Genomic DNA, 21,378 nt, shown 5'->3' on the forward strand with positions numbered 1-21,378 from the left:
CCGTTGCGACCTTGCTGACAGTAGCGAGCAAGCCGTCGCATCGATTAAGAAGACCGCATGACTGATCTTCCGACCAAGCGACACAGCCGAGCGAGCCTATATGCGCCCTTCATCCTGGCGCTGGTCGCCCTGGCGGCGTGGACGGGCTGGTGGTTCTATCTGACGCGTCAGATCGACGCCGGGCTCGAGGCCCAGGCTGTGGCGTTGCGCGAGCAAGGATGGGAGGTCCGCTACGCCGACAAGCGGATCGTGGGCTGGCCCTTCCGCGCGAATGTCAGATTGACCGATGTGACCATCGCCGCCCCGTCCGGCCACGCCGTCGCGGCGCCCGCGTTGAACGCCGAGGCCAACGCCTATCAGCCGACTAAATGGGTCATCGTCGCACCTGAAGGCCTGACCCTGACCCGCGCGGGCAAGGGCAAGGTGGCGGTCACGGGCGACGCCATCCGCATGAGCGCCAGCGGCATCGATCAACGCTGGCCCAATCTGGCGCTGGAGCTGGTCAATCCGGTCTTTGCCGCCCAGGCCGACGGCGAGCCCTTCCCCATCGCCCGGGCCGCGCGGATCGAATTCTATTCCCGCCCCCATCTGGAGGGCTCGACCGCGCCGAGCGACGACATCGACGTGATGTTCCGCCTGGTGGACGGTCAGGGACGCCGCGACGGCCCGGTCGAGGGCTTCGCCCAGGACGGTCAACTGACCACCCAGCTTGAGGCGACGATCGGTCGGGCGGACCTGCTGAAGGTCGGGGACGCGGCCGGGGTCTTCTCCCAATGGACCAAGGGCGGGGGGACGTTCCGCAAGGTGCGGGGCGACCTACAGGCGGGCGACAGCCGCGCCACCTTGAGCAGCGAGGTGCTGAAGGCCGATGCGAACGGGCGACTGATGGGCCAGGTGGCCCTTCAGTCTCAAAAGCCTCTGCCAGCCCTGTCCGGCCTGCTGGAGTCGCGCCAGGGGTCGGTGAACCGGGGCGGCGCCGCCGGGGCTGCTGCAGTCGCCGGGGCCGATGCCGCCGCCGGGCGCGAAGACATGGCGCTGACGGTCATTTTCCGGGATGGACGCACCTGGCTGGGGCCCTTCCCCCTGGCTCCCGCGCCCAAGCTGTTCTGATGGGACTGCTGGAAGAACCCCAGGACGACGCCGTCCTGTCGGCGCTGGACCGAGCGGTGGTCGAGGCGGTGCGGGCCAGGGTCGCCGCCGGTCCGCGCGATCGGTTTGACGCTGCGGTGCTGGCTTTGCGCGAGCTCTCGGCGGACGTCGGCCCTGTCGAGCGGTCGGCGCTGAAGGCCTTGTGGGGGCGGATCGAGGCGGCGACGGGACCGTCCTTGGTGACATGCGGTGGTCTGGCCCAGGCCTTGGCGACCGATCGATATGGCCTTGGGGCCCGCCCCCTTTCGGCCGACGAGGCCCTGAAGGCGGTGGAAGGCGGCTCTCGCGCCATGCTCGACCTGACGTCGGATCGGCCCTGGTGGGGGCGGCTGCTGGCGCGCCCCGAACTGCGGATCGTCGCCGCCCTGCCGGACGACGGGCGCGCGCGGCCTCAGGCTTTTCTGGTGTCCAGGGAAACCTCGGGCCCGACGGGGGGCGACCGCACCTTCTGGGTCACCGACAGCGGCTGGTCCGAGACCAAGATCGTCGAGGCCCTGGGCGAGGCTGGGCTGGTCGCCGATCCCCTGGCTGCGGCGGGCGGCTTGAAGCTGTTCGTGTTGACGGGCTATGTGCAGGCCGAGGACGGGCGGCTGAACAATGCCCCCGGCCGTCTGACCGGCGTCATCGGCGCCGCCCCCATCTTCTGAGTTCAAGGCTTTCTATGACTGACGCGCGCGCGCCCCAAGCCCCCCAGGCAAAGCCCGGCATCCTCGACATCGCCCCCTATGTCGGCGGCAAGTCGTCCATCGCCGGCGTGGCCGAGCCGATGAAACTGTCCTCGAACGAGAACATGCTGGGCGCGGGTGAAAAGGCGCGCGCGGCCTATGAGGCCGCGATCAAGACCATCCATATCTATCCGGACGGCCGCGCGACCAAGCTGCGGGGCGCGGTGGCGCAAAAGCATGGGCTGGAGCCCGAGCGGCTGATCTTCGGCAACGGCTCGGACGAGGTCTTCGCCCTGCTGAACCAGACCTATCTGACGGCGGGCGACAATATCGTCTGCGGCCAGTACGGCTTTCTGGCCTACCGGATCAGCGCCCTGGGCTGCGAGGCCCAGGTCAAGCTGGCGCCCGAGCCGAACTTCAAGGCCGAGGTCGACGCGCTTCTGGCCCAGGTCGATGACCGGACGAAGATCGTCTATGTCTCCAACCCGTCGAACCCGACCGGCAGCTACAACACCGGCGAGGAGATTCGCCGCCTGCATGCCGGCCTGCCGGCCGACGTCATTCTGGTGATCGACGAGGCCTATGCGGAATATGTCGTCGAGGCCGACTGGGAGACCGCCTTCCCGCTGGCCAAGGACGCGGCCAACATCGTCGTCACCCGCACCTTCTCCAAGATCCATGGCCTGGGCGGCCTGCGCATCGGCTTCGGCTACGCGCCCTTGGCGATGGTCGAGGCGATGGACCGGATCCGCCTGCCGTTCAACGTCTCGGTTCCGGGGCTGGAAGCTGCGGCTGCGGCCGTGGGCGACGAGGCGCACCAGCAGGCGTCGCGCGACCTGATCACGGCCTGGAAGCCGCGCCTGACCCAGGCCCTGCGCGGCTTCGGCTTCGAAGTCCTGCCCAGCGCGGGCAACTTCGTCCTGGTGCTGTTCGACGCCGCCGAACGCGCCGCGGCCGCCAGCGACTATCTGAACGCCAAGGGGATCATCGTCCGGGGCGTCGGCGGTTATGGCCTGCCGCAAGGCCTGCGCATCACCATCGGCACCGAGGATCAGAACCGCGCCGTCATCGACGCGCTGAGCGAGTTCGCGGCGACCTGACCGGTCGCCGCTGTTTCGCCGTCAGCCGCCGAAGCGACGGGCGAAGAAGACGCCCGTGCGGATGGTGTCGTCTTCTTCCGACAGGGGGCTGTCGGCCACGTCGCCCAGGCGGCGCTCATAGTTGATCAGGGCGCCGGCGCCCCATTTGTCGTTGATCGGAACCAGCAGGAACAGGCTGGCGCCGGCGCCTTGCAGGCCGCTGCCCGGCGAATAGGCGTCGATGCCGTTGCGGGCGGCCTCTGCGGCGCTGACGCCGTAATAGGCGTCGGCCAGCTTGGCGTCGCCGCCGCGCGCATAGACCGAGAGGTTCATCAGGCCGATCGGCGTCACGCGCTGGTGGCCGACCGAGGCGTAGTATTCCGTGCCCTCGCTGACGTCCGTCACATCGCGGCTGACCCGGCCGCCGACCACGATATTGCCGGGCAGCCGCTTGAAGGCGTAGGCGGCGACATCGGCGCCGAAGTCGGGGCGGTCCAGGTCCAGGCCTTCAATGTCCTCGGGCGAGAAGCGCGGGCGCAGTTGCAGGCCGGCGCGGAAGTCGTCGGTCTTGATCGCGTTCCAGCCCAGGCCGTCGATGGCGCTCAGATAGACCAAGTCGCGATAGTTGGCGGACACCCAGGGCACGACCTGGGTTTCTGAGCCCGTGTCGCCGCCGCTGTCCTTGCTGTAGAGGGCGCCGACGCCGAGATCGACGGTCCAGCCCTCGGGCGCAGGGCGCAGCTGCTCATAGGGCTGGGACTGGGCCAGGGCGGAGCCGGCGAAGGCGGTGGCGGCGACGGCGGTCAGGGCCAGGAGACGCAGGGACATTGGGGGTTCCTAATATAGGGGTGGTCAGCCCATACGTTCGAGCGGGGCCTTTGGCTCCAACAAGGCTGCAGATGCCGTCTCAATGCGACTTTCCAGCAACGCCATCATCGCCCCGCGCTTCAGCCCGGCGGGGATCGGCTCCAGGAATTCGAACACCACCTTGCCCGGATAACGGCGGAAGCCGTGGGCGGGCCAGTGGACGCCGGAGTTGGTGGCGACGGGCCAGCAGGGGCCTTCCAGATCGCGATAGATGGCGGCGACGCCGGGCTTGTAGTCGCCGGGGACGCCGGGGTCGTTGCGAGTGCCCTCGGGGAAGATGACGATCTGCCGACCCTCGGACAGGCGCTCGCGGGCCTGACGCGTCATGTCCTTCAGCGCCTTGGCGTGGCCGGCGCGGTCCACGGCGATCATCTTGGCCTTCCAGGCGAACCAGCCGAAGAAGGGCAGGGGCATCAGCTCCTTCTTCATGACGAAACAGGCGTCGGGCAGGACCGCCAGAAGGGCGACGATGTCCAGCATGCCCTGGTGTTTCGACGCGATCAGGGCTGCGCCCGAGGGCGCATGCTCCAGCCCCCGCACTTCGACCTTCACCCCGGCGATCCAGCGCAGGCCGAACAGGACGACCTTGGCCCACAGCTTGCAAACCCCCTGGGCGTAGCGGTGGGGTCCGAGCAGGGCCGGGGACAGGCCGACGGCGACGATCGGCATCGACAGATAGAGCCAGGCGGTGAAGAGCAGGGAACGCAGGGTGTTCACTTAGGCGGGCGCCTTTTCGGGGGGAAGATCGGAGACAGGGGTGTCGGACCCAACGTCGGTCGCGGGGGCGTCGCGGCTGAGGCGACGCACGCCCTCGCGACCCAGGGCGGCCAGATATTTCATGTATTCCAGCGTCATCCGACGCGCCGTCACCGTCGCGCGCCACCAATGCCGGTTGTCCAGCGACGGCGTTGAGACGGCATAGGGCGTCAACTTCACGCCCGGCAGCTGGCCGCGGATCTCCACCAGCGAACGGGGCATATGATAGTCGGAGGTGACGACGATCAGGTGGCGGTAGCCCTTCGAACGCGACCAGGCGGCGATCTCCTGGGCGTTGCCGACGGTGTCCTCAGCCTCAAAACCCAGGTCCACGCAGCAGTTGAACAGGCGGCTGGAGCCGGGGGTCAGCTCGCGCAGCTCGCGACGACGGACTTCGCGGTTGACGCCCGAGATCAGGACGCGCTGGCCCTTGCCCTGTTCCAACAGGCGGATGGCGGCGTTGACCCTCTCGGCCGACGGGCCGGTCAGGGCCACGATGGCGTCGGCGGCGACGGGATCTTCGGCGGGGGTCAGTTCGCGCACCCGGTGCGCAAAGGCGAACAGGCCGACCAGCCAGATCAGGACGACGATGCCGACAACGACGAGCAGCCTCATGCCTTCCTCCTGCCTGAGCCCAGCACCTGCATGGCGGCGAATCTGGCCGCGACAAGCGCCACCGTAGCCGCCAGCAGCGGACATGGCGAGAGCAGCAGCAGGTCGCCCCAGGTCACCGGCAGAGCCTGGGACAGGCCGTCCGAACCGCCGAGGAACCGCAAAAAGGCCAGCAGCAGGGCGGCCGATCCCGCGCCTATGGCGCCGGCGCCGGCGGCGATCAGGGCGAACCGCCGCTGGAACAGCCAGGCGATGCGTCCATCGGTAGCGCCGTTCAGGCTTAGGGTCTCGATCACGCCGCGTCCCGCCGCGAGGCCGGCGCGGGTGGCGTAGGCGATGGCGGCGGCGGCGGCGAAGGCGGTGGCCAGGAAGGCGGCGGCGGCCAGGGTTGTGATCAGGGCGGCCGAGCGTTCGACCTCGCCGCGCCACAGGCTGTGATCATCGACCGTGGCGTCCAGCCCGGCCTCGGCCAGGGCGCGGCTCAGGGTCACAGGGCTGGCGGGGGCGTCGGGTTTCAGCCGCACCGTCACCAGATGCGGCAGGGGCAGATCCGGCAGCACCGCGTCGCCCAGCCAGGGGCGCAGCAGATCCTCGGCCGCCTTGCGGTCCAGGGCCGCCGCCTCTTCGACCCCTTCGACCCCCGACAGGGTTTCGGCCGCGCGGGCGGCGGCGGTGTCGCCGCTTTCGCCGACGCGGGGACGGACCTGGACCGTCGCTTCGGACCCCAGCTGGCGCGCCCAGCCATGGGCGGCGCGGTCGGCGGCGGAGGCGGCGACGGCGGCCAGACAGGCCAGGAAACACAGTACGGCGATGACCGTCATCAGCCAGGGCTCGCCAGCGGCGGCGGGCGGCAAGAGGCCGGGGCGTCCCCTCGACAGGCGGAAGTCGGACAGCCGGATCATGCCGCAGCCCTTTTGGCCTTGCTGAGCCGGCCCTGGTCCAGCCGCAGCACCTGCGCGCCCGAGCGTTCGGCCAGGGCCTGATCGTGGCTGGCGATCAGGACGGTGGCCCCCAGACGGTTCAGCGACTGGAACAGACGCAACAGCTTGTCAGCCATGACGGCGTCCACGCTGCCGGTCGGTTCGTCGGCGACGATCAGGCCAGGGCGGGTGATGACGGCGCGGGCGATGGCCAGACGCTGTTTCTCTCCGCCGGACAGGGCCGGGGGGCGGGCGTCCATTCGGCGGCCCAGGCCGACCCATTTCAGCATTTCTTCCACATCGGCGGCGTAGTCGGCCTCGCGCCCGCCCGCCAGTCGCAGAGGCAGGGCGACGTTGTCGAAGGCCGACAGATGGTCCAGCAGACGGAAATCCTGGAACACCACCCCCATGCGGCGGCGAAAGGCCGGGATGTCGCGTCGGTCGATATCCGACACATCGGCGCCGAACAGACGGATGCTTCCTGTGGTCGGTCGGTCGGCCAGGGTCAAAAGCCGCAATAGCGAAGACTTTCCGGCTCCGGACGGTCCGGTAAGGAAGTGGAAAGAGCCTCGCGTCAGAATGAGGTTAACGTCTCGCAGCACGTCGGGCGCGTCCGCATAGCCGAAACCCACGCCCGACAGGCGGACGGTCTCGGTCACGGGGGCGGCATCGGCGGCGCTGGTTGGCGAGGACGGCATAGAGTTTGTTTCAGGGACAGGGCGCGAAATCGCGCCTTACAGGAGGGGGCGAGAGCCTCGCAGTCAGCCACATGATACTGACCTGCCCCGCCTGCGCCACCAGCTATTTTATTCCCGACGACGCCGTGGGCGCGAACGGGCGCAAGGTGCGTTGCAAATCGTGCGGCGAAGTCTGGCGTGCGACCAGCGATGAACCCCTGGAATTGAACGTCGCGCCCGAGCCCCGCGTCATCTCCACGCCCGAGCCGGACGCCGCCTCCGAGCCCGCCAGCCTGGCCGAGACCCCGGCGCCGGAACTGCCCAAGGCCTTCCGCGCCCGCGCCGAACAGCAGCGACGCCTGCGTCGCGCCGCCACCCATGGCGTGGTCTGGGCGGGCCTGGCCAGCGCCTTCATCGGCGTGATCGTCTCGGCCTTCCTGTTCCGGGTCGAGGTGGTCGAGGCCTTCCCACGCGCCGCCGCCGCCTATGCCGCCGTAGGGACGCCCGTGAATCCGGTCGGCCTGGACTTTGAGGCCATGACCGCCAAGGAGGTCGCCACCCATCCGGGGATGGTTCTGGTCTCCGGCGCCCTGCGCAACGTCCGTGACGCCGAAATCGTGGCCCCGCCCGTCCGCGTCGCCCTGCTGGACGAGCACGGCGCGGAGGTCGGGTTCAAGATTGTGGCCATCGACGCTGCGCCGGTCCTGCCGGGCAAGGTCCAGGGGTTCGCCGTCCTCATCCCCGATCCCGGCGGCCATGCGGCGGACATCGGCGTCAACTTCGTGACGGCGGACGCGTCCCACGCCAAGCCTGCCAAGGGCCACGGCTCTGAAGATCATGCGGCGCCGAGCAAGGCTCATGGCGAGGGGCAGGGCGAGGCTCATGGTGACGATCACGCCGCGCCGGCCCATCCCCCGGCTGATTCTCATGCGCCGGATGCTCATGCGCCGGTCGATGCTCATCCTGCGGCGGACCATGCTCCCGCCGACGCCCATGCGGAGCTTGCACCCGCCTCCAACGGCCTGCGTTCGGCCGTGGCGCCGGGGCTCAGCGGGCGCGGCGCGGGCGCTCCGATAGAGGCCCGCCCCATTCCCGTGGTGGACAGAGGTCGTGGCGAGGCGGTATCCGCCGTGCATGGCTGATCTTTCTCCCGCGCCGACCGTCCTTCTGGCCGAGGCCGACATCGCCCGCGTCGTCGCGGATCTCGCCGCACGCATCGCGCCGGTCATCGACGATGAGACGGTTGCGGCCGTGCTGTTGACCGGAGGGCTGTGGTTCGCCGCCGACCTGACCCGCGCCTTGTCGCGTGTCGGCCGCAATGTCCGTTTCGACGCCCTGTGGCTGACCTCCTATGGCGACGAAAAGACCAGCCGCGGCAAGATCGACGTCTATGCGCCGTTCCAGCGGCCCATCGCCGGCCGTAAGGTGCTGATCCTCGACGACGTCTTCGACACCGGCCTGTCCCTGGCCGAGGCAGTGCGGATCGCCCGCGAGGGCGGAGCGTCCGACGTCCTGACCTGCGTCTTCGCCCGCAAGCCCTGGCCTGCCCCGCGCGCCCCCGAGCCGGACTTCGTCGGCTGGGAGGCCCCGAACCGGTTTCTGGTCGGCTATGGCCTCGACAACGCCGGCGGATTGCGTGGCCTGCCGGACATCTGCGCGCTGGACTAGTCGCTTTTAGGGATAGAGGGAGGCTCGGTTCAGCGGCAATCCCGACTTACCGGCGCGTCGCTTCTGGGCCACCGTCTGGTAGACGAGGATGGAGCCGCGTTCGAACCCCTTGGCGCACATGGCGAAGAAGATCAGCCATAGGCGGGTGCGCTCTTCTCCAACCATGGCTATGGCCTCGTCCCTGCGGGCCATCAGCCGGCGGGACCACTCTGCGGTGGTGGCCTGGAAATGTTCGCGCAGGTTCTCGACGTCCAACACCTCGAAACCCAGACGGCCGAGGTTGGTCACGGTCATGCCGATGGTGTCCAGCTCTCCGCCCGGGAAGATGAAGCGGCCGATTGTGCGCGTTGCGGTCGTCTGGGGGGTGATGTTGCCGATATCGCGGCCGCCGCGCCGGACTGAGGCCTGGTGGAAATACAGGCCTCCGGGCTTCAGCAGGCGATGCATTTCCAGGAAATGGCGGTCGTGGTTGGCGAAGCCGACGTGTTCGAACATCTCCACCTGGCTGACGGCGTCGAACTGTCCGGTCATCTCCAGGTCGCGATAGTCCTTGAGCTCCAGGGTGATCCGGTCTTGCAGGCCGAGGCGGGCGATCTTGGCGTTGGCGAAGGCGAGCTGTTCTTCCGACAGGGTCACGCCGTGGACCTTGACGCCATAGTGCCTGGCCGCCCAGCACGACAGACCGCCCCAGCCGCAGCCTATGTCGAGCAGGGTTTGACCGGGTTTGAGGCGGAGCTTCCTGCAGATCAGGTCCAGCTTGCGGGTCTGGGCGTCCTCCAGCGACTGGTCTGCGTCGGCGTAACAGGCGCTGGAATAGACCATCTCCGGGTCCAGGAAGAGGCCGTAGAAGTCGTTGCCGACATCATAGTGGAAGGCGATGAAGTCCTTGTCCGTGCGGGCGGACTTGTCCTTACGCTGGCCGGCCTCGCCGGTGGGGTCATAGGCGGCGTCGCCGACGGTGCGGGCCCGGCCCGCCAAAAGGAATGGGATCAACGCGCGCGCGATCAGCCATTTATCGACCCGGCGCGGCAGGTGGACCGCGCGGCCGTGGTTCCAGCGATCGGCGGCTTCCAGGGGCGAGCCGCCCTCGATGCGTATGTCGCCCGTCGCGTAGAGCTCAAACAGGGTCATGAGGCCGGGCTTCAGCACCAGCCGGCGTACGGCGGAGGGAGAGGACAGCACGATGCGGATGTCGTCGCGGGCGTCGGGGCCCAGAGGAAGGATTTCGCCGGTCCAGAGCTGCAACGACAGATCGGCCTGCAGATGTCCCGCAATATGCGCAACGATCCGACGCGCGGCGGCCGTGCGCGAATCCTGGCCGCCCTTAGCGACGGTGGTCATGTGATCTTGTCCCCGAATTTCATGCAGGGCGCGACCTTACCGGATTGGTCGAGCGGCGCTAGATGATGGGGCGAAATGCTGCGACGCCTGAATTTCCGCCGTGTGCAGCGTTGACTCCGAGACGCCCTTCCGTATATGTCGCCGCTCTTCGCCCCCGGGGGTCTCTCCGGAGGGCGTCTTCATTTTTGCGTTTGCGCTGAGGCTTCAACATGTACGCGGTGATCAAGACCGGCGGCAAGCAGTACCGGGTCCAACCGGGCGATACGATTGTCGTCGAAAAGCTCGATGGCGACGCCGGCTCGGAGCTGAAGTTCGACAGCGTCCTGATGCTGGGCGGCGACAAGGGCGTGACCCTGGGCGCTCCCCTGATCGACGGCGCCTTCGTCGGCGCGACCCTGGTCGAAACCCGCAAGGGTGAGAAGATCAAGATCTTCAAGAAGACCCGTCGTCAGGGCTATCGCCGTACGAACGGCCATCGCCAGATGGAATCGGTCCTGCGCATCACCGGCATCGAAGGCGCCGGCGAGACCGCCAAGTGGGACGGCAAGGTCGATCTGACGACCAAGGCCGAGATCAACCTGCGGGCCCGCAATCTGGCCACCCGCGGCGCGACGTCTGCTCTGGGTTCGACCGAGACGGTCGTGACCGACGTGGACGGTGCCGAGATCAAGGGCGTCGTGGTCGAGAGCTCGGCTCCCGCCAAGAAGGCCCCGGCCAAGAAGAAGGCTGCGCCCAAGGCTGAAGCCGCCGGCGACGAAGCCTAAGACATTCACCGGCGCCTCACAGCGCCAGACCAGTTAAAAGAGAGACGTCCTCAAGTAGGCCGAAAGGCCGGTAGGACACTCAGGAAAGACGGAGCGGCAAGATGGCTCACAAGAAATCCGGTGGTTCGTCGCGTAACGGTCGCGACTCCGAGTCGAAGCGCCTGGGCGTGAAGAAGTATGGCGGCGAGCGCGTGCTGGCCGGCAACATCATCGTGCGCCAACGCGGCACCACCTTCCACCCGGGTGAGAACATCGGCATGGGCCGCGACCACACCCTGTTCGCCCTGACCCACGGCGCGGTGAAATTCACCAAGAAAGCCGGCGGCCGTTGTTACGTGTCGATCCTGGCGGCGAATGACGACGCCGCTCAGGCGCTCGCCGCCGAGTAACGCAGTCTGGAAATCTCCGGATCGCGTTGCTCCTCCAAGCAGCCGATCCGGACCAGGGAAGATATTCCGCGGGGAGTCTGGATCACCAGGCTCCCCGTTTGCGTTTCCCCGCCTCGAAGACCGTCCGAGCCCTCCAAGGAGGCGGTCACTGAGAGAGGCGATCGCTCATGTGCGTCATAGAAACCTCCCCCGTCGTCGAGACGCGGCGTCTGGTGCTGCGCGCGCCTGCGCCGCAGGACGCGCCCCGGATCGCGGCCCTGGCCAATGATCTGGACATTGCGCGGATGACCAAGCGGATGCCGCATCCGTTCCGCGTCCAGGACGCCGACGACTTCGTGTTGCAGGTCGCGTCCCAGGATCCGGCGCGGGCCAATACCTTCATCATCGAGCACGAGGCGGCGGGACCGGTCGGGGTCATCGGCCTGTTCGAGGGCGAGGATCGCGTGCCTGAAGCCGGCTACTGGATCGGGCGGGAGTATTGGGGGCGGGGCTTCGCCACCGAGGCCCTGGACGCCGCATTGGTCTGGGCCAGTCGCAAGTGGAAGCGGCGGGCCCTGGTGGCGGGGCATTTCGCCGACAATCCGGCGTCGGGCCGGGTGCTGGAGAAGGCCGGCTTTCTCTACACCGGCGAGACGCGTCGGTCGTGGAGCCGGGCGCGGCGGGCCGAGGCCGACACGCGGATGATGGTCTGGCTGGCCTGATCTAGCCGGCGGCCAGACCAGGGCCGAAGACGGCGGCGGCGCCCAGGACGCTGGCGATCAGCATGGCTGCGGCCCCGGCGACGAAGGCCGTCGCCGTGCGGGCGCGACGGCGCCGCGCGCCGCCGGCGCGGTATTTGCGGATCAGGATCATGGGGCCTCGGGTAAAGGCCTCGGACCCGATGATGTTGTGCTGGGACAAGAAGGCGCTCCCCGACTGTCTCGTGAGCGGGGATCTGTCCGGGGTCGGAGTGGTCAGAAGATGGCGATCCGCGTTACCGGGGTCGCATCTTCGTGAGCGGGGTCAGCCGCAGAAGACGAACCGCCCGTCATAGGTCCGGTAATAGCCGCTGGCGGGATCGTAGGAGCGGTAGGCGCTGCGGCACCAATCCATGCGCCGCACATCGCGGTCGCCATGGCCATAGGTCGAGCCGCCGCCGGGATAGACCAGGTCTGGCCGGCCGTAGGCGCCGGGATAGACGCTGGGGCCGGACCCATAGCCGGAGACTCGGTAGCGGCGCGGATGGGCCGGCCTCTGGTCCCGCCAGGCGGCGCCGCAGTCTGTGCGGCCGGCGTCCCAATAGGCGTCGCAGCGATAGTCGCCCGGTCGGTCGGCCTGACCGTGGAAGTCGTAGCGGGTCGGGGGCTCATGCCAAGTCTGGGCCACGGCCGGGGCGGAGGACAGGGCCGTGGCGACGGCGGCGATCAGGGCGAGTCTCATGAGGGATCCCCAGGGCGGCCGAGGGCCGGGGCGGATGGGAACGCTTACTGAAGACGCTTACTGGAGACGCATATGGGACAGGCTTACCGAACTAGAGCGTCACATTGACGACGCGGCCGCCCCGGGTATCAACGCGCCGCATCAGCACCAGGGGGGCTTCGTCGCCGGTGCGGACCGGGACGATCAGGAACCAGCCGCCGTCGGGCAGGCCGCTGAAGCGGAAGCGACCGTTCTCGCAGGGCACGGAACGGACGAAGCCGCTGTAGTTGGCGTTGGCGTCCGGCACGGTGCGGGCGCGGACAACGGCGGCGGGGACGGCGGCGCGATCAGTGGAGCCATACAGGGTGCGGAAGCGGGCGCGGGTATAGGGGGTGTCGGGCGTCAGGCCGGCGGAGGCGACGCAGCCGTAGGTCTTGCCGTCCTGCATATAGGCGATGCGGCCTTCGATGGCGGCCTGGCCCGAGCGTTCCGACCAGGCGAAGTCCGCCGTGTTGAAGGCGGCGGGGCCGCCGACGGGGGTTCCCGTCGGGAAGGTGGTCGGGGCGCAGGCCGACAGGGCGGCGGCGGCCAGGGCGGCGGCGAGAACGGCGCGGGGGGCGAGGGGACGGATCGACATGGGCTTCCTCCGGAAATCCGGTCCGCCCTGGGGGAGGCGGGGGCCGGAGTGATCGTGGACCGGTCGCGGGGGTGCGACGGCCCTCTATCGCACGAGCGACAACGCCTGTTCCACGGTCAAGGTTGCACCCTCTGGACCAGGAACCGACAAAGCGCGAAAGAGGCGGGAGAATTCGTCGGGCGCGCCGCCCGGCCGCCTGTACTGGAGTGCGCCCATGACCGTCACCTTCGCCGATATCGAGGCGGCCCGAGGCCGAATCGCCGGTCAGGTCGATCGCACTCCGACCCGCTACTCGCGCAAGCTGTCGCAGCTGACCGGGGCCGAGGTCTGGGTCAAGTTCGACAATCTGCACTTCACCGGCAGTTTCAAGGAACGCGGGGCGCTGAACCGGCTGCTGATGCTGAGCCCGGAGGAGCGGAAACGGGGCGTGGTGGCGGCCAGCGCCGGGAACCATGCCCAGGCCCTGGCCTATCACGGCGGGCGGCTGGGGGTGCCGGTCACCATCGTCATGCCGGAGGGGACGCCCTTCGCCAAGATCAACGGCACCCGGTCGCACGGGGCGACCGTGGTGATCGAGGGGCTGGACTTCACCGGCTCGACCGAGGAGGCCAAGCGGCTGGAGGCGGAGAAGGGCTTCATCTTCGTCTCGGCCTTTGACGACGAAGGCATCGTGGCGGGCCAGGGGGTCTGCGCCATCGAGTTCCTGGAGGACGCGCCGGACCTGGAGGCCCTGATCATTCCCATCGGCGGGGGCGGTCTGATCGCGGGCTGCGCCATCGCGGCCAAGGCGATGAAGCCGGACATCAAGGTGTTCGGGGTCGAGGCGGCGCGATACCCGTCCTTTACGGCGCGCCGCGCCGGCAAGCCGCCGGTCTGCACCGGCCAGACCATCGCCGAGGGCATCGCCATCAAGGCGGTGGGCGAGATCCCCTTCGCCCTGGCCGATCCGCTGGTGGACGAGGTCTTCGTCTGCGAGGAGGCGGACTTCGAACGGGCGGTGGCCCATTACGTCACCTATGAGAAGACGGTGTCGGAGGGGGCGGGCGCCGGCGGCCTGGCGGCCCTGCTGGCCTACCCCGAACGGTTCAAGGGGATGAAGGTCGGACTGGAGCTGTGCGGCGGCAATATCGATGCGCGGATGCTGGCGGTGGTGCTGAACCGCGAGATGGTCCGTGAACGGAGACTGATCGTCTATCGCATCCTGGGCGACGACCGGCCGGGCATGTTGTCGGCCATGGCGGCGGTGATCGGAGGCCTGGGCGGCAATATCATCGACGTGGTCCACAACCGTCTGGCCCTGGACGTGCCGGCCAAGGGCGCCGAGTTCGACATCATGGTCGAAACGCGCGATAGCGCCCACGCTGACGAGATCGGCGAGGCCTTGAAGGAACGCGGCTATGAACTTCGGATGGGGTAGGGCGGCGCTGGTCGCGGCCTTCTTGCTGGCGGGCTGCGGCCGGTCGGAACCGGTCGATCCGAATGCGGGCAAGGCCGAAGCGGCCGCCTTCCTGGAGAAGAACGCCAAGGCGGAGGACGTCGTGACCCTGCCGAGCGGGCTTCAGTACCAGGTGGTTCAGTCGGGTGCGGCCGGCGGCGTCAGCCCGGACCGCAACGATCTGGTCAAGGTCGATTACGAGGGCAAGCTGGTCGATAATACCGTGTTCGACAGCTCGTTCGCGCGCGGGGCGCCGGCGGTGTTCACGCCCGAGGAAGTGGTGCCCGGCTGGACCGAGGCCTTGCAGAAGATGCGCGTCGGCGACGAGTGGATCCTGTTCGTGCCGCCGGCCCTGGGTTACGGCGAGGTCGGCGGGGGCAGCGATATTCCGCCTAACGCCGTGCTGATCTTCCGGCTGAAGCTGCTGGATGTGGCGCCGGTGCCGGGCGGCGGATCGGGCGTCGGGACCGGTATGGGGTGAGTGAAGGGCGTCTCCTTCCTGCTGTGTGGGGAGGCGCCCAGACATGACGAAAGAGGAAAAGCGCCGCAGATTGTCGGCAACCACGGAGACGAGGTTGGCACTGTAAAATTGCGTGCCAAGGGCGCCAAAGGCGCCATTTGTGTCAGGCGCAGGCTGAAACGCTGAGGACGATGTCAAAGACCGGACCGGATTATATCCCGGCCTGGACCTAGGCGAGATAAAAGCGCGAACCGAATTCCAAGTCTCTGAAAACGCGTCTCTTTCGTTCATAAATTAGGCGCGCAAGCCCTGCCATTCGCGCAAAACCTGGGCGTCGGTTTCGTTCGCGGCCTGGGCCAGGGCGGCGAAATCGGCCGGAGCCATCAGGCGCGACAGGGCCCAGACGGCGGCGCCGCGCACCAGGGGGGCGGGGTCGGCCAGCAGGGCCTGGGTCGGGGTGATCAGGGTCGGGTCGTTGGAATTGCCGACCGCATAGAGGACGTTCCTCAGGAACCGGTCGCGGCCGATCCGCTTGACCGGGCTCTTGGTGAACAGGGCGCGGAAGGCGGCGTCGTCGAGCGCCAGCAGGTCGGCCAGGCGCGGGCTTTGGAAGGCGGGGCGGGGCGCCAGCCGGATCTCGCGGGCTTCCTGGGCGAACTTGTTCCAGGGACAGACGGCCAGACAGTCGTCGCAGCCATAGATGCGCGATCCGGTCAGGGTGCGGAACTCGACCGGCCAAGGCCCGGCGAATTCGATGGTCAGGTAGGAGAGGCAGCGCCGGGCGTCGAGCTGGAACGGGGCGGGGAAGGCGTTCGTCGGGCAGGCGTCGAGACAGGCGGTGCAGCGGCCGCAGTGTTCGGTCTCGGCCGCGTCCGGTTCGATCTCGGCGGCGGTCAGGATCGTGCCCAGGAACAGCCAGTTGCCGTGGGTGCGGCTGAGCAGATTGGTGTGTTTGCCCTGCCAGCCCAGGCCGGCGCGCTGGGCCAGGGGCTTTTCCATCAGAGGGGCGGTGTCGACGAAGACCTTGATGTCGGCGCCGTTGCGGGCCGCGATCTGACCCGCCAGCTGTTTCAGCCGGCCCTTGATGACCTCATGATAGTCGTCGCCCCGCGCATAGACCGAGATATAGGCGGCGGAACGGTCGGCCAGCTGGTCCAGCGGATTGTCGTCTGGGCCGTAGTTCATGCCCAGGACGATGGCGGTCTTCGCCTCGTCCCACATGGCGGTGGGGTGCTGGCGGCGGTCCAGCGTCGTTTCCATCCATTCCATGTCGCCATGCCGGCCCTCGTCCACGAAATGGCGCAGCCGCTCGCCCGCCGGCCAGGCCTCGGCGGCCGAGGCGAAGCGGCAGACGTCGAAGCCGAGCTCGGTCGCGCGCTGGCGGATGAAGGTTTTCAGGCGGTCGGGCACGAGGCGGGGGATAGCACGAAATCGGGCGAGGAAGACCTTCCCCCGCTTGCGGGGGAAGTGTCAGGCCGTGGCGCGAAGCGACACGCCTGACGATGGGGGAAGTTTTCTTTTGAGCAAGACTCCCCTCTCCGACCCTGGCCCGCTGCGCGGACGACGGGCCACCTCTCCCGCAAGCGGGAGAGGGTCTGGAGCGGTCACTCGGTCGATGCGGCGCCGTCGAACAAGTCCAGAATCTGGCCCTGGATGTCCGTGGGCCACGGCGCGATCAGGGCGGCGAGCCGGTCGCGGTCTGCGGCGAACAGGGCGCGGCTGGCCTCTTCGAAATCGGGGGCGTCGCCGGCCATTTCGACCATGAAGCCATAGGCGGCGTCGGTGCGACGGCGGCGGGCGTCGTCGTCCGCGCCGGTCTTGCGGGCCTGGTCCACCAGACGTCGCAGGGTGGCCGAGGCGCCGCCCGGCTGGGCGGCCAACCAGTCCCAGTGGCGAGGCAGCAGGGTGACCTCTCGCGCCGCGACGCCCAGGCGCGGACGGCCGCGCTTGGGAGCGGGAGCGGGTTCTGTCTCGCGGAGGTCCAGGTCGACCGGCCGACCGGTCGCCAGATCGAACACGCGCAGCGCGGCTTGAGGTGAGGCCGCCAGGGCCTTGCGGAAGGCGGCGACCACAGCGGCGTCCGAACCTTTGGCGATGCGGCGGGGGCCGTCGAACAGAACCAGATCGCGATCTTCGTCGTTCATGTATTTACCCGGATAAAATTAGCTGTCATGTTTATACCCGGATAAATAAGAGAGCGCCATGACCCAGACAAGCCGCAAGAGCCTGATCGCCGAATACAAGGAGCGGCCGACCATCGCCGGGGTCTATGCCGTGATCTGCAACGCGACGGGCCAGGTCTGGGTGGGCAAGAGCCGCCACATCGACACCGAACAGAACGGGATGTGGTTCGCGCTGCGGCACGGCGGCAGCCCGTACCGGTCGCTTCAGGCGGCCTGGAAGGCGCATGCGCCCGAGGATTTCCGGTTCGAGCAGTTGGACCGCCTGCCGGAGGATATTTCCGACCTGCGGCGCAAGGATGAGCTGGTCACTCGGGCGAAGCTGTGGATCGCGCGATTGGGTGCGGAGGCGCTTTAGGGAGCTTTTCCCTTAGAAATCCAGATCCGCGTACCAGGCCGACGGGGGCACGCCGACGAAGCGGTCGGCTAGCAGGGGGCGGAAGCAGGGGCGGGATTTGAGCTTGGAGTACCAGGTCTTCAGCGCGGGCCAGTTGGCCCACTGGATCTCGCCGAAATAGTCGAGGACCGACAGGTGGGCGGCGGCGATCAGGTCGGCTTGGCTGAGGCGGCGGCCGGCCAGCCAGTCGCGGGCGGCGACAAGCTCTTCCAGCATGGCGAGGTGGGATTTCAGGGCGTCGCGGCCGTGGCGCAGGGCGCGGGCCTCGGGCGGGCCGAGCTTGAGCAGGGGTTTCTCCATCCGCTCGTGCAGCAGGACGGCGTCGACCTCGTCGGTGAAACGGCGTTCGAACCAGCCGGTGAGGCGGCGCGCCTCGGCCCGTTCGGCGGCGTCGGCGGGCAGCAGGAGGGGGGCTTTCTGCTGGTCCTCGATCCAGCCCAGGACGGCGGGAAGCTCGCACAGGGTCAGGGGGCGGCCGCGGTCGGTGGTCTGGACCACGGGCGGCAGGCCCGAGGGGTTCAGATCGTTGACGGGGCAGTCGTCCTCCCACGGACGAACCGGGGTGTCGGTCCATTCGATCCGCGCCTCGCCCAGGGCCAGACGCGCGGCGCGCGAGGCGGGCTGGAAGGCGAAATGGAACAGGACGCTGGATTCGGACATCACCGCTTCATGCGCCGACATCCGTTAATGTCCGTTTACCGGATCAGGACCAGGGGCCCTTTCGCCCGGGCTGAGCGGCGGATGAGGCGGGGGCTGACGATGTCGTATCGGGCGTCGAACCCGGTGTCGGGGCTGCGATCTGGGCCGCGATCTGGGCCGAGATCTGGGGACGAACGCCGCGCGGGTCGGCGTGGATCAGGATGTCGGCGCTGGGAAAATGGCTGAGGATGCGGTTCTCGGCCTCGACGACGATGGCGTGGGCGGCGTCCAGCGTCAGGTCCGGATCCAGATCGACGTGCATCTGGACCATCATCACCGATCCGACCATGCGGGTGCGCAACTGATGAACGCCCGAGATACGGGGGTCGGCCAGGACGGCGTGGGTGACGGCGCTGCGGTCGGCCTCGGGCACGGCGCGGTCCAGCAGGTGATCGGCGGCGGCCTTCAACATGCCGGTCGCGCCCCAGAACAGCCAGACGGCGACCACTAGGCCGGCGGCGGCGTCCAGGCCTGGCGCTTTCAGGAAGGCGCCCGAGATCACCCCGATCAGCACCACCAGATTGGCCGCCAGATCGGCGGCGTAGTGGGCGCGGTCGCCGGCGACGGTCATGGACCCGGTCTTCTTCAGCGCCCGGGTCTGCATCCAGACCAGCCAGGCGGTGAGGGCGATGGAGACGATGATCACCCCGGTCGCCCAGCCGCCCGAGGTGACAGGGCGTGGGTCGAAGATGCGATGAAGCCCCTCCCAGCCGATGAAGACGGCTGAGGCGAAGACCAGACCGGCCTGGACCAGGGCGGCCAGGGCCTCGCCCTTGCCATGGCCGTAGCGGTGGTCTTCGTCCGGGGGGGCGGCGGCCCAGCGGACGGCGTAGAAGGCGGCCAGAGACGCGACCAGATCCAGCACCGAGTCCGTCAGGCTGGCCAGGATGGAGACCGAACCCGAAGCGCCCAGAGCGAAGGCCTTGAGCGCGATCAGCGCCACGGCGACCCCGACCGACAGCCGCGTGATGCGCCGGGTCGCCAGATGGGCGTCCTCGATCGGCGTGGGCGCGGGCGGAGGGGCGGGCGGCGTCGTCATCAGGCGCCCTTGTCGCGCAATCAGGGCGGAAAGCCAACCGGGGGAACGCCAGAGCGGCAAATCGAGCGCCCCAACTGGATCAAGCGGAACGTTAGCGTTAAGGACACGAAACGGCGCTATGTCGGTTTCCGTTCTCTACTTGTGGCATCGGTCGTGGAGACGACATGAGCGCTGACGAACGTTGGATCGCGAGAAGCGAGGCCCTGACCCGACTGGGGGTGAAGGCCCAGACCCTGTACGCCTATGTCAGCCGGGGCCGGATCGCGGCGCGGCCGGACCCGACTGATCCCCGACGCAGCCTGTACGCCGTGTCCGACGTCGCGCGGATGTGCGGCGAGGGCGGGGATGCCGAGGCGGCCGAAGTGCGCGCGCCGCTGATGGGCGCGGCGGCGCGGGGCGAGGCGGACATCCAGTCGTCGGTGTCCCTGATCGTGGATGGACGGCTGTTCTATCGCGGTCTGGACGCGGTCCAGATGTCCGAAGCCGCCACGGCGGAGGCGGCGGCGCGAACCCTGTGGGACGCGCGCGAGGCTGATCCCTTCGCCGAACTGAAACCCCGGATCGACCCGATCGTCGGCGGCGCGACCCAGAGGCGGGTGCTGGCCGTGCTGGGCCGGCGCGCCATCGAGGACCGGTCGTCGCGGGCGCATGACGCGGCCAGTCTGAAGCGCGAGGCGGCCTCGCTGCTGAGCGAGGTGGTGGACAGCGTGTCCGGGCCAGGGCCGCGCCTGTATCTGCATCAACGTCTGGCGCGCGGGTTCAAGACGGCCGAGCGCGACAGCCATCTGCTTCGTCGGGCCCTGGTCCTGGGCGCGGAGTGCGGTCTGGACGAGGCGGTTCTGGCGGCGCGGGCGGCGGCCGGCGGCGGCGCGCCCCTGGCCGGGGCCGTGCTGGCCGGGGTGACCACCCTGTCGGGCCGGGCCCTGACCGAGATGGACGAGGTGACCGCCTATGTCGGCGAGGCGCGGCGTGATCCGGACGGGGCGGCCCGCCGCTGGATCGGGCTGCGGGGCGGCGTGCCCGGTTTCGGCGTGGCGGCCGAGTTCGGCCGGGTCGATCCGCGCGTCGCGGCTCTGCTCGATCCGGCGGACCTGCCGGCCGATCTGAAGGCGGTGTGGACCGAGGGCGAGGCGGCGGGGGGGCAGGGGGCGAGCTTCGCCCTGGCCCTGGCCCTGATCGCGCGGCGGCTGGACCTGGGGCCGACGGGGGCGGGCGACCTGCTGGTGCTGGGGCGTCTGGCGGGTCTGCTGGCCCATGCGGTGGATCAGGCCACGGACGGCTCGCCTATCCGGGCCAGATTGCGCTATGTGGGACCTGAGCCGGGCTCCCACTGACACCGGCTCTGCGGGGATCACATGTCTGACTGGCTTGCGGCGATCATTCTCGGTCTGGTCGAAGGACTGACCGAGTTCATTCCGGTGTCCTCGACAGGGCACATGCTTCTGCTCGGCCATTTCATGGGCTTCGAGAGCTCGGGCAAGACGTTCGAGATCGTCATCCAGCTGGGCGCCCTGCTGGCCATAATCAGCGTCTATTTCAAGCGGCTGTGGACCCTGGCGACGCGCTGGCCGTTCGATCCGGAGGCGCGGCGGTTCCTGATCGGCCTGTTGCTGGCGTTCGCCCCGGCCGTGGTGATCGGCTTTTTGGCCTATGACTTCATCAAGACCGTGCTGTTCGAAACGCCCCAGGTGATCTGCGTCGCCCTGATCGTCGGCGGGGTGATCCTGCTGGCGCTGGACCGGATGGACAAGCGGCCCCAGTGGCTGGACGCCAACCAGTATCCGATGCGAATCTATTTCCTGATCGGCCTGTTCCAGTGCCTGGCCATGATCCCCGGCGTGTCGCGCTCGGGCGCCACCATCGCCGGCGGCCTGCTGCTGAAGACCGACAAGCGGTCGGCGGCCGAGTTCAGCTTCTTCCTGGCCCTGCCCACCATGGGGGCGGCGGTGGCCTATGACCTGCTGAAGAACCACAAGACGCTGGATTTCAGCGACGTCGGCCTGATCGCGGTGGGCTTCCTGGTGGCCTTCCTGACGGCCCTGGTGGTGGTGCGGTTCCTGCTGGATTTCGTCTCCAAGCACGGGTTTGCGCCCTTTGCCTGGTGGCGGATCGTGGTCGGGGTGGTCGGGCTGGCGCTGTTGCAGGCGGGGTTCTGAGGCTCTTCGCCCGTCATCCTAGGCCTTGTGCCTAGGATCCATAAACACGAGCCTGTGTCGTGGGGCAGGTCTGAAGACTGAGTGAAATCG

At 68.7% G+C, this 21,378-nt stretch carries 26 protein-coding genes; 13 read left to right on the forward strand and 13 right to left on the reverse strand.

The features are described 5' to 3' along the window. The first annotated feature begins 57 nt into the window (after nucleotides 1-57). From OU998_RS03635 to hisC, 3 genes are read left to right on the forward strand one after another with little or no spacing between them, the layout of a single operon-like run. Nucleotides 58-1,110, forward strand: a complete 1,053-nt coding sequence (locus OU998_RS03635; protein WP_267515487.1) for a DUF2125 domain-containing protein — start codon at nucleotides 58-60, stop codon at nucleotides 1,108-1,110. Further along, nucleotides 1,110-1,796, forward strand: coding sequence for a hypothetical protein (locus OU998_RS03640; protein ID WP_267515488.1), 687 nt, complete (start codon nucleotides 1,110-1,112; stop codon nucleotides 1,794-1,796). The genes OU998_RS03635 and OU998_RS03640 overlap by 1 nt, the downstream gene beginning before the upstream one ends. Before the next feature lie 14 nt (nucleotides 1,797-1,810). Beyond that, on the forward strand, nucleotides 1,811-2,914 hold the full coding sequence (gene hisC, locus OU998_RS03645) for a histidinol-phosphate transaminase (RefSeq protein WP_267515489.1): 1,104 nt from the start codon (nucleotides 1,811-1,813) through the stop codon (nucleotides 2,912-2,914). Between the two features lie 21 nt (nucleotides 2,915-2,935). Here the strand turns inward: hisC and OU998_RS03650 are convergent, their stop codons facing one another. From OU998_RS03650 to OU998_RS03670, 5 genes are read right to left on the reverse strand one after another with little or no spacing between them, the layout of a single operon-like run. Next, complete coding sequence (locus OU998_RS03650) at nucleotides 2,936-3,721, reverse strand: MipA/OmpV family protein (protein ID WP_267515490.1); 786 nt, start codon at nucleotides 3,719-3,721, stop codon at nucleotides 2,936-2,938. 24 nt (nucleotides 3,722-3,745) lie between these two features. Next, the gene (locus OU998_RS03655) at nucleotides 3,746-4,477 is read right to left on the reverse strand and encodes a lysophospholipid acyltransferase family protein (RefSeq protein WP_267515491.1); all 732 of its coding nucleotides are present in this window, start codon (nucleotides 4,475-4,477) and stop codon (nucleotides 3,746-3,748) included. Then, on the reverse strand, nucleotides 4,478-5,131 hold the full coding sequence (locus OU998_RS03660) for a YdcF family protein (protein WP_267515492.1): 654 nt from the start codon (nucleotides 5,129-5,131) through the stop codon (nucleotides 4,478-4,480). It lies immediately after the preceding gene. Then, a complete protein-coding gene (locus OU998_RS03665; RefSeq protein WP_267515493.1) occupies nucleotides 5,128-6,030 on the reverse strand; it encodes a cell division protein FtsX in 903 nt (300 codons plus the stop codon). Before OU998_RS03665 ends, OU998_RS03660 begins: the two co-directional genes overlap by 4 nt. Beyond that, the gene (locus OU998_RS03670) at nucleotides 6,027-6,746 is read right to left on the reverse strand and encodes a cell division ATP-binding protein FtsE (protein WP_267515494.1); all 720 of its coding nucleotides are present in this window, start codon (nucleotides 6,744-6,746) and stop codon (nucleotides 6,027-6,029) included. Before OU998_RS03670 ends, OU998_RS03665 begins: the two co-directional genes overlap by 4 nt. A 71-nt stretch (nucleotides 6,747-6,817) precedes the next feature. Here OU998_RS03670 and OU998_RS03675 point away from each other — a divergent pair, with 71 nt between their 5' ends. After that, nucleotides 6,818-7,867: an MJ0042-type zinc finger domain-containing protein gene (locus tag OU998_RS03675; protein ID WP_267515495.1), complete on the forward strand. Its 1,050-nt coding sequence runs from the start codon at nucleotides 6,818-6,820 to the stop codon at nucleotides 7,865-7,867. Beyond that, nucleotides 7,860-8,393 (forward strand): phosphoribosyltransferase, encoded by a 534-nt coding sequence (locus OU998_RS03680; protein WP_267515496.1) that lies wholly within the window; start codon nucleotides 7,860-7,862, stop codon nucleotides 8,391-8,393. The genes OU998_RS03675 and OU998_RS03680 overlap by 8 nt, the downstream gene beginning before the upstream one ends. Before the next feature lie 6 nt (nucleotides 8,394-8,399). Here OU998_RS03680 and OU998_RS03685 read toward each other — a convergent pair whose 3' ends face one another. Then, nucleotides 8,400-9,734: an SAM-dependent methyltransferase gene (locus tag OU998_RS03685; protein WP_267515497.1), complete on the reverse strand. Its 1,335-nt coding sequence runs from the start codon at nucleotides 9,732-9,734 to the stop codon at nucleotides 8,400-8,402. Nucleotides 9,735-9,943: 209 nt separating this feature from the next. On the opposite strand from OU998_RS03685, the gene rplU reads away from it, so the two are divergent. The 3 genes from rplU (at nucleotide 9,944) to OU998_RS03700 (ending at nucleotide 11,588) form a co-directional block, all read left to right on the forward strand. Further along, nucleotides 9,944-10,498, forward strand: coding sequence for a 50S ribosomal protein L21 (gene rplU, locus OU998_RS03690; RefSeq protein ID WP_267515498.1), 555 nt, complete (start codon nucleotides 9,944-9,946; stop codon nucleotides 10,496-10,498). Nucleotides 10,499-10,599: 101 nt separating this feature from the next. After that, the gene (gene rpmA, locus OU998_RS03695) at nucleotides 10,600-10,887 is read left to right on the forward strand and encodes a 50S ribosomal protein L27 (protein WP_267515499.1); all 288 of its coding nucleotides are present in this window, start codon (nucleotides 10,600-10,602) and stop codon (nucleotides 10,885-10,887) included. A gap of 167 nt (nucleotides 10,888-11,054) precedes the next feature. After that, nucleotides 11,055-11,588 carry a GNAT family N-acetyltransferase gene (locus tag OU998_RS03700; protein WP_267515500.1) on the forward strand — a complete coding sequence of 178 codons (534 nt, stop codon included), beginning with the start codon at nucleotides 11,055-11,057 and terminating at the stop codon, nucleotides 11,586-11,588. 1 nt (nucleotide 11,589) lies between these two features. On the opposite strand, the gene OU998_RS03705 is transcribed toward OU998_RS03700, so the two are convergent. The 3 genes from OU998_RS03705 to OU998_RS03715 form a co-directional block, all read right to left on the reverse strand. Continuing rightward, a complete protein-coding gene (locus tag OU998_RS03705; protein WP_267515501.1) occupies nucleotides 11,590-11,787 on the reverse strand; it encodes a hypothetical protein in 198 nt (65 codons plus the stop codon). 102 nt (nucleotides 11,788-11,889) lie between these two features. Continuing rightward, complete coding sequence (locus OU998_RS03710) at nucleotides 11,890-12,306, reverse strand: BA14K family protein (RefSeq protein WP_267515502.1); 417 nt, start codon at nucleotides 12,304-12,306, stop codon at nucleotides 11,890-11,892. A gap of 91 nt (nucleotides 12,307-12,397) precedes the next feature. Next, the gene (locus tag OU998_RS03715) at nucleotides 12,398-12,922 is read right to left on the reverse strand and encodes a hypothetical protein (RefSeq protein ID WP_267515503.1); all 525 of its coding nucleotides are present in this window, start codon (nucleotides 12,920-12,922) and stop codon (nucleotides 12,398-12,400) included. A 214-nt stretch (nucleotides 12,923-13,136) separates the two neighbouring features. Here OU998_RS03715 and OU998_RS03720 point away from each other — a divergent pair, with 214 nt between their 5' ends. Both OU998_RS03720 and OU998_RS03725 read left to right on the forward strand, forming a co-directional pair. Then, complete coding sequence (locus OU998_RS03720; protein ID WP_267515504.1) at nucleotides 13,137-14,339, forward strand: threonine ammonia-lyase; 1,203 nt, start codon at nucleotides 13,137-13,139, stop codon at nucleotides 14,337-14,339. Then, entirely contained in the window at nucleotides 14,320-14,838 is a 519-nt protein-coding gene (locus tag OU998_RS03725; RefSeq protein WP_267515505.1) for an FKBP-type peptidyl-prolyl cis-trans isomerase, read from the forward strand. Before OU998_RS03720 ends, OU998_RS03725 begins: the two co-directional genes overlap by 20 nt. Before the next feature lie 273 nt (nucleotides 14,839-15,111). Here the strand turns inward: OU998_RS03725 and queG are convergent, their stop codons facing one another. Both queG and OU998_RS03735 read right to left on the reverse strand, forming a co-directional pair. Then, nucleotides 15,112-16,227: a tRNA epoxyqueuosine(34) reductase QueG gene (gene queG / locus OU998_RS03730; protein ID WP_267515506.1), complete on the reverse strand. Its 1,116-nt coding sequence runs from the start codon at nucleotides 16,225-16,227 to the stop codon at nucleotides 15,112-15,114. Between the two features lie 194 nt (nucleotides 16,228-16,421). Next, nucleotides 16,422-16,961: a DUF2239 family protein gene (locus OU998_RS03735; protein WP_267515507.1), complete on the reverse strand. Its 540-nt coding sequence runs from the start codon at nucleotides 16,959-16,961 to the stop codon at nucleotides 16,422-16,424. Between the two features lie 58 nt (nucleotides 16,962-17,019). On the opposite strand from OU998_RS03735, the gene OU998_RS03740 reads away from it, so the two are divergent. After that, nucleotides 17,020-17,355 carry a GIY-YIG nuclease family protein gene (locus OU998_RS03740; RefSeq protein WP_267515508.1) on the forward strand — a complete coding sequence of 112 codons (336 nt, stop codon included), beginning with the start codon at nucleotides 17,020-17,022 and terminating at the stop codon, nucleotides 17,353-17,355. A 12-nt stretch (nucleotides 17,356-17,367) separates the two neighbouring features. Here the strand turns inward: OU998_RS03740 and OU998_RS03745 are convergent, their stop codons facing one another. Next, the gene (locus OU998_RS03745; protein WP_267516699.1) at nucleotides 17,368-18,054 is read right to left on the reverse strand and encodes a glutathione S-transferase family protein; all 687 of its coding nucleotides are present in this window, start codon (nucleotides 18,052-18,054) and stop codon (nucleotides 17,368-17,370) included. Nucleotides 18,055-18,097: 43 nt separating this feature from the next. Beyond that, nucleotides 18,098-19,132: a cation diffusion facilitator family transporter gene (locus OU998_RS03750; protein WP_267515509.1), complete on the reverse strand. Its 1,035-nt coding sequence runs from the start codon at nucleotides 19,130-19,132 to the stop codon at nucleotides 18,098-18,100. A gap of 164 nt (nucleotides 19,133-19,296) precedes the next feature. Here OU998_RS03750 and OU998_RS03755 point away from each other — a divergent pair, with 164 nt between their 5' ends. Together OU998_RS03755 and OU998_RS03760 are read left to right on the forward strand one after the other, a co-directional pair. Then, nucleotides 19,297-20,466, forward strand: a complete 1,170-nt coding sequence (locus OU998_RS03755; protein WP_267515510.1) for a citrate/2-methylcitrate synthase — start codon at nucleotides 19,297-19,299, stop codon at nucleotides 20,464-20,466. A 21-nt stretch (nucleotides 20,467-20,487) separates the two neighbouring features. After that, on the forward strand, nucleotides 20,488-21,288 hold the full coding sequence (locus OU998_RS03760; RefSeq protein ID WP_267515511.1) for an undecaprenyl-diphosphate phosphatase: 801 nt from the start codon (nucleotides 20,488-20,490) through the stop codon (nucleotides 21,286-21,288). Nucleotides 21,289-21,378: the final 90 nt, after the last annotated feature.

It is taken from the genome of Brevundimonas sp. SL130, assembly GCF_026625805.1.
Taxonomy (GTDB): domain Bacteria; phylum Pseudomonadota; class Alphaproteobacteria; order Caulobacterales; family Caulobacteraceae; genus Brevundimonas.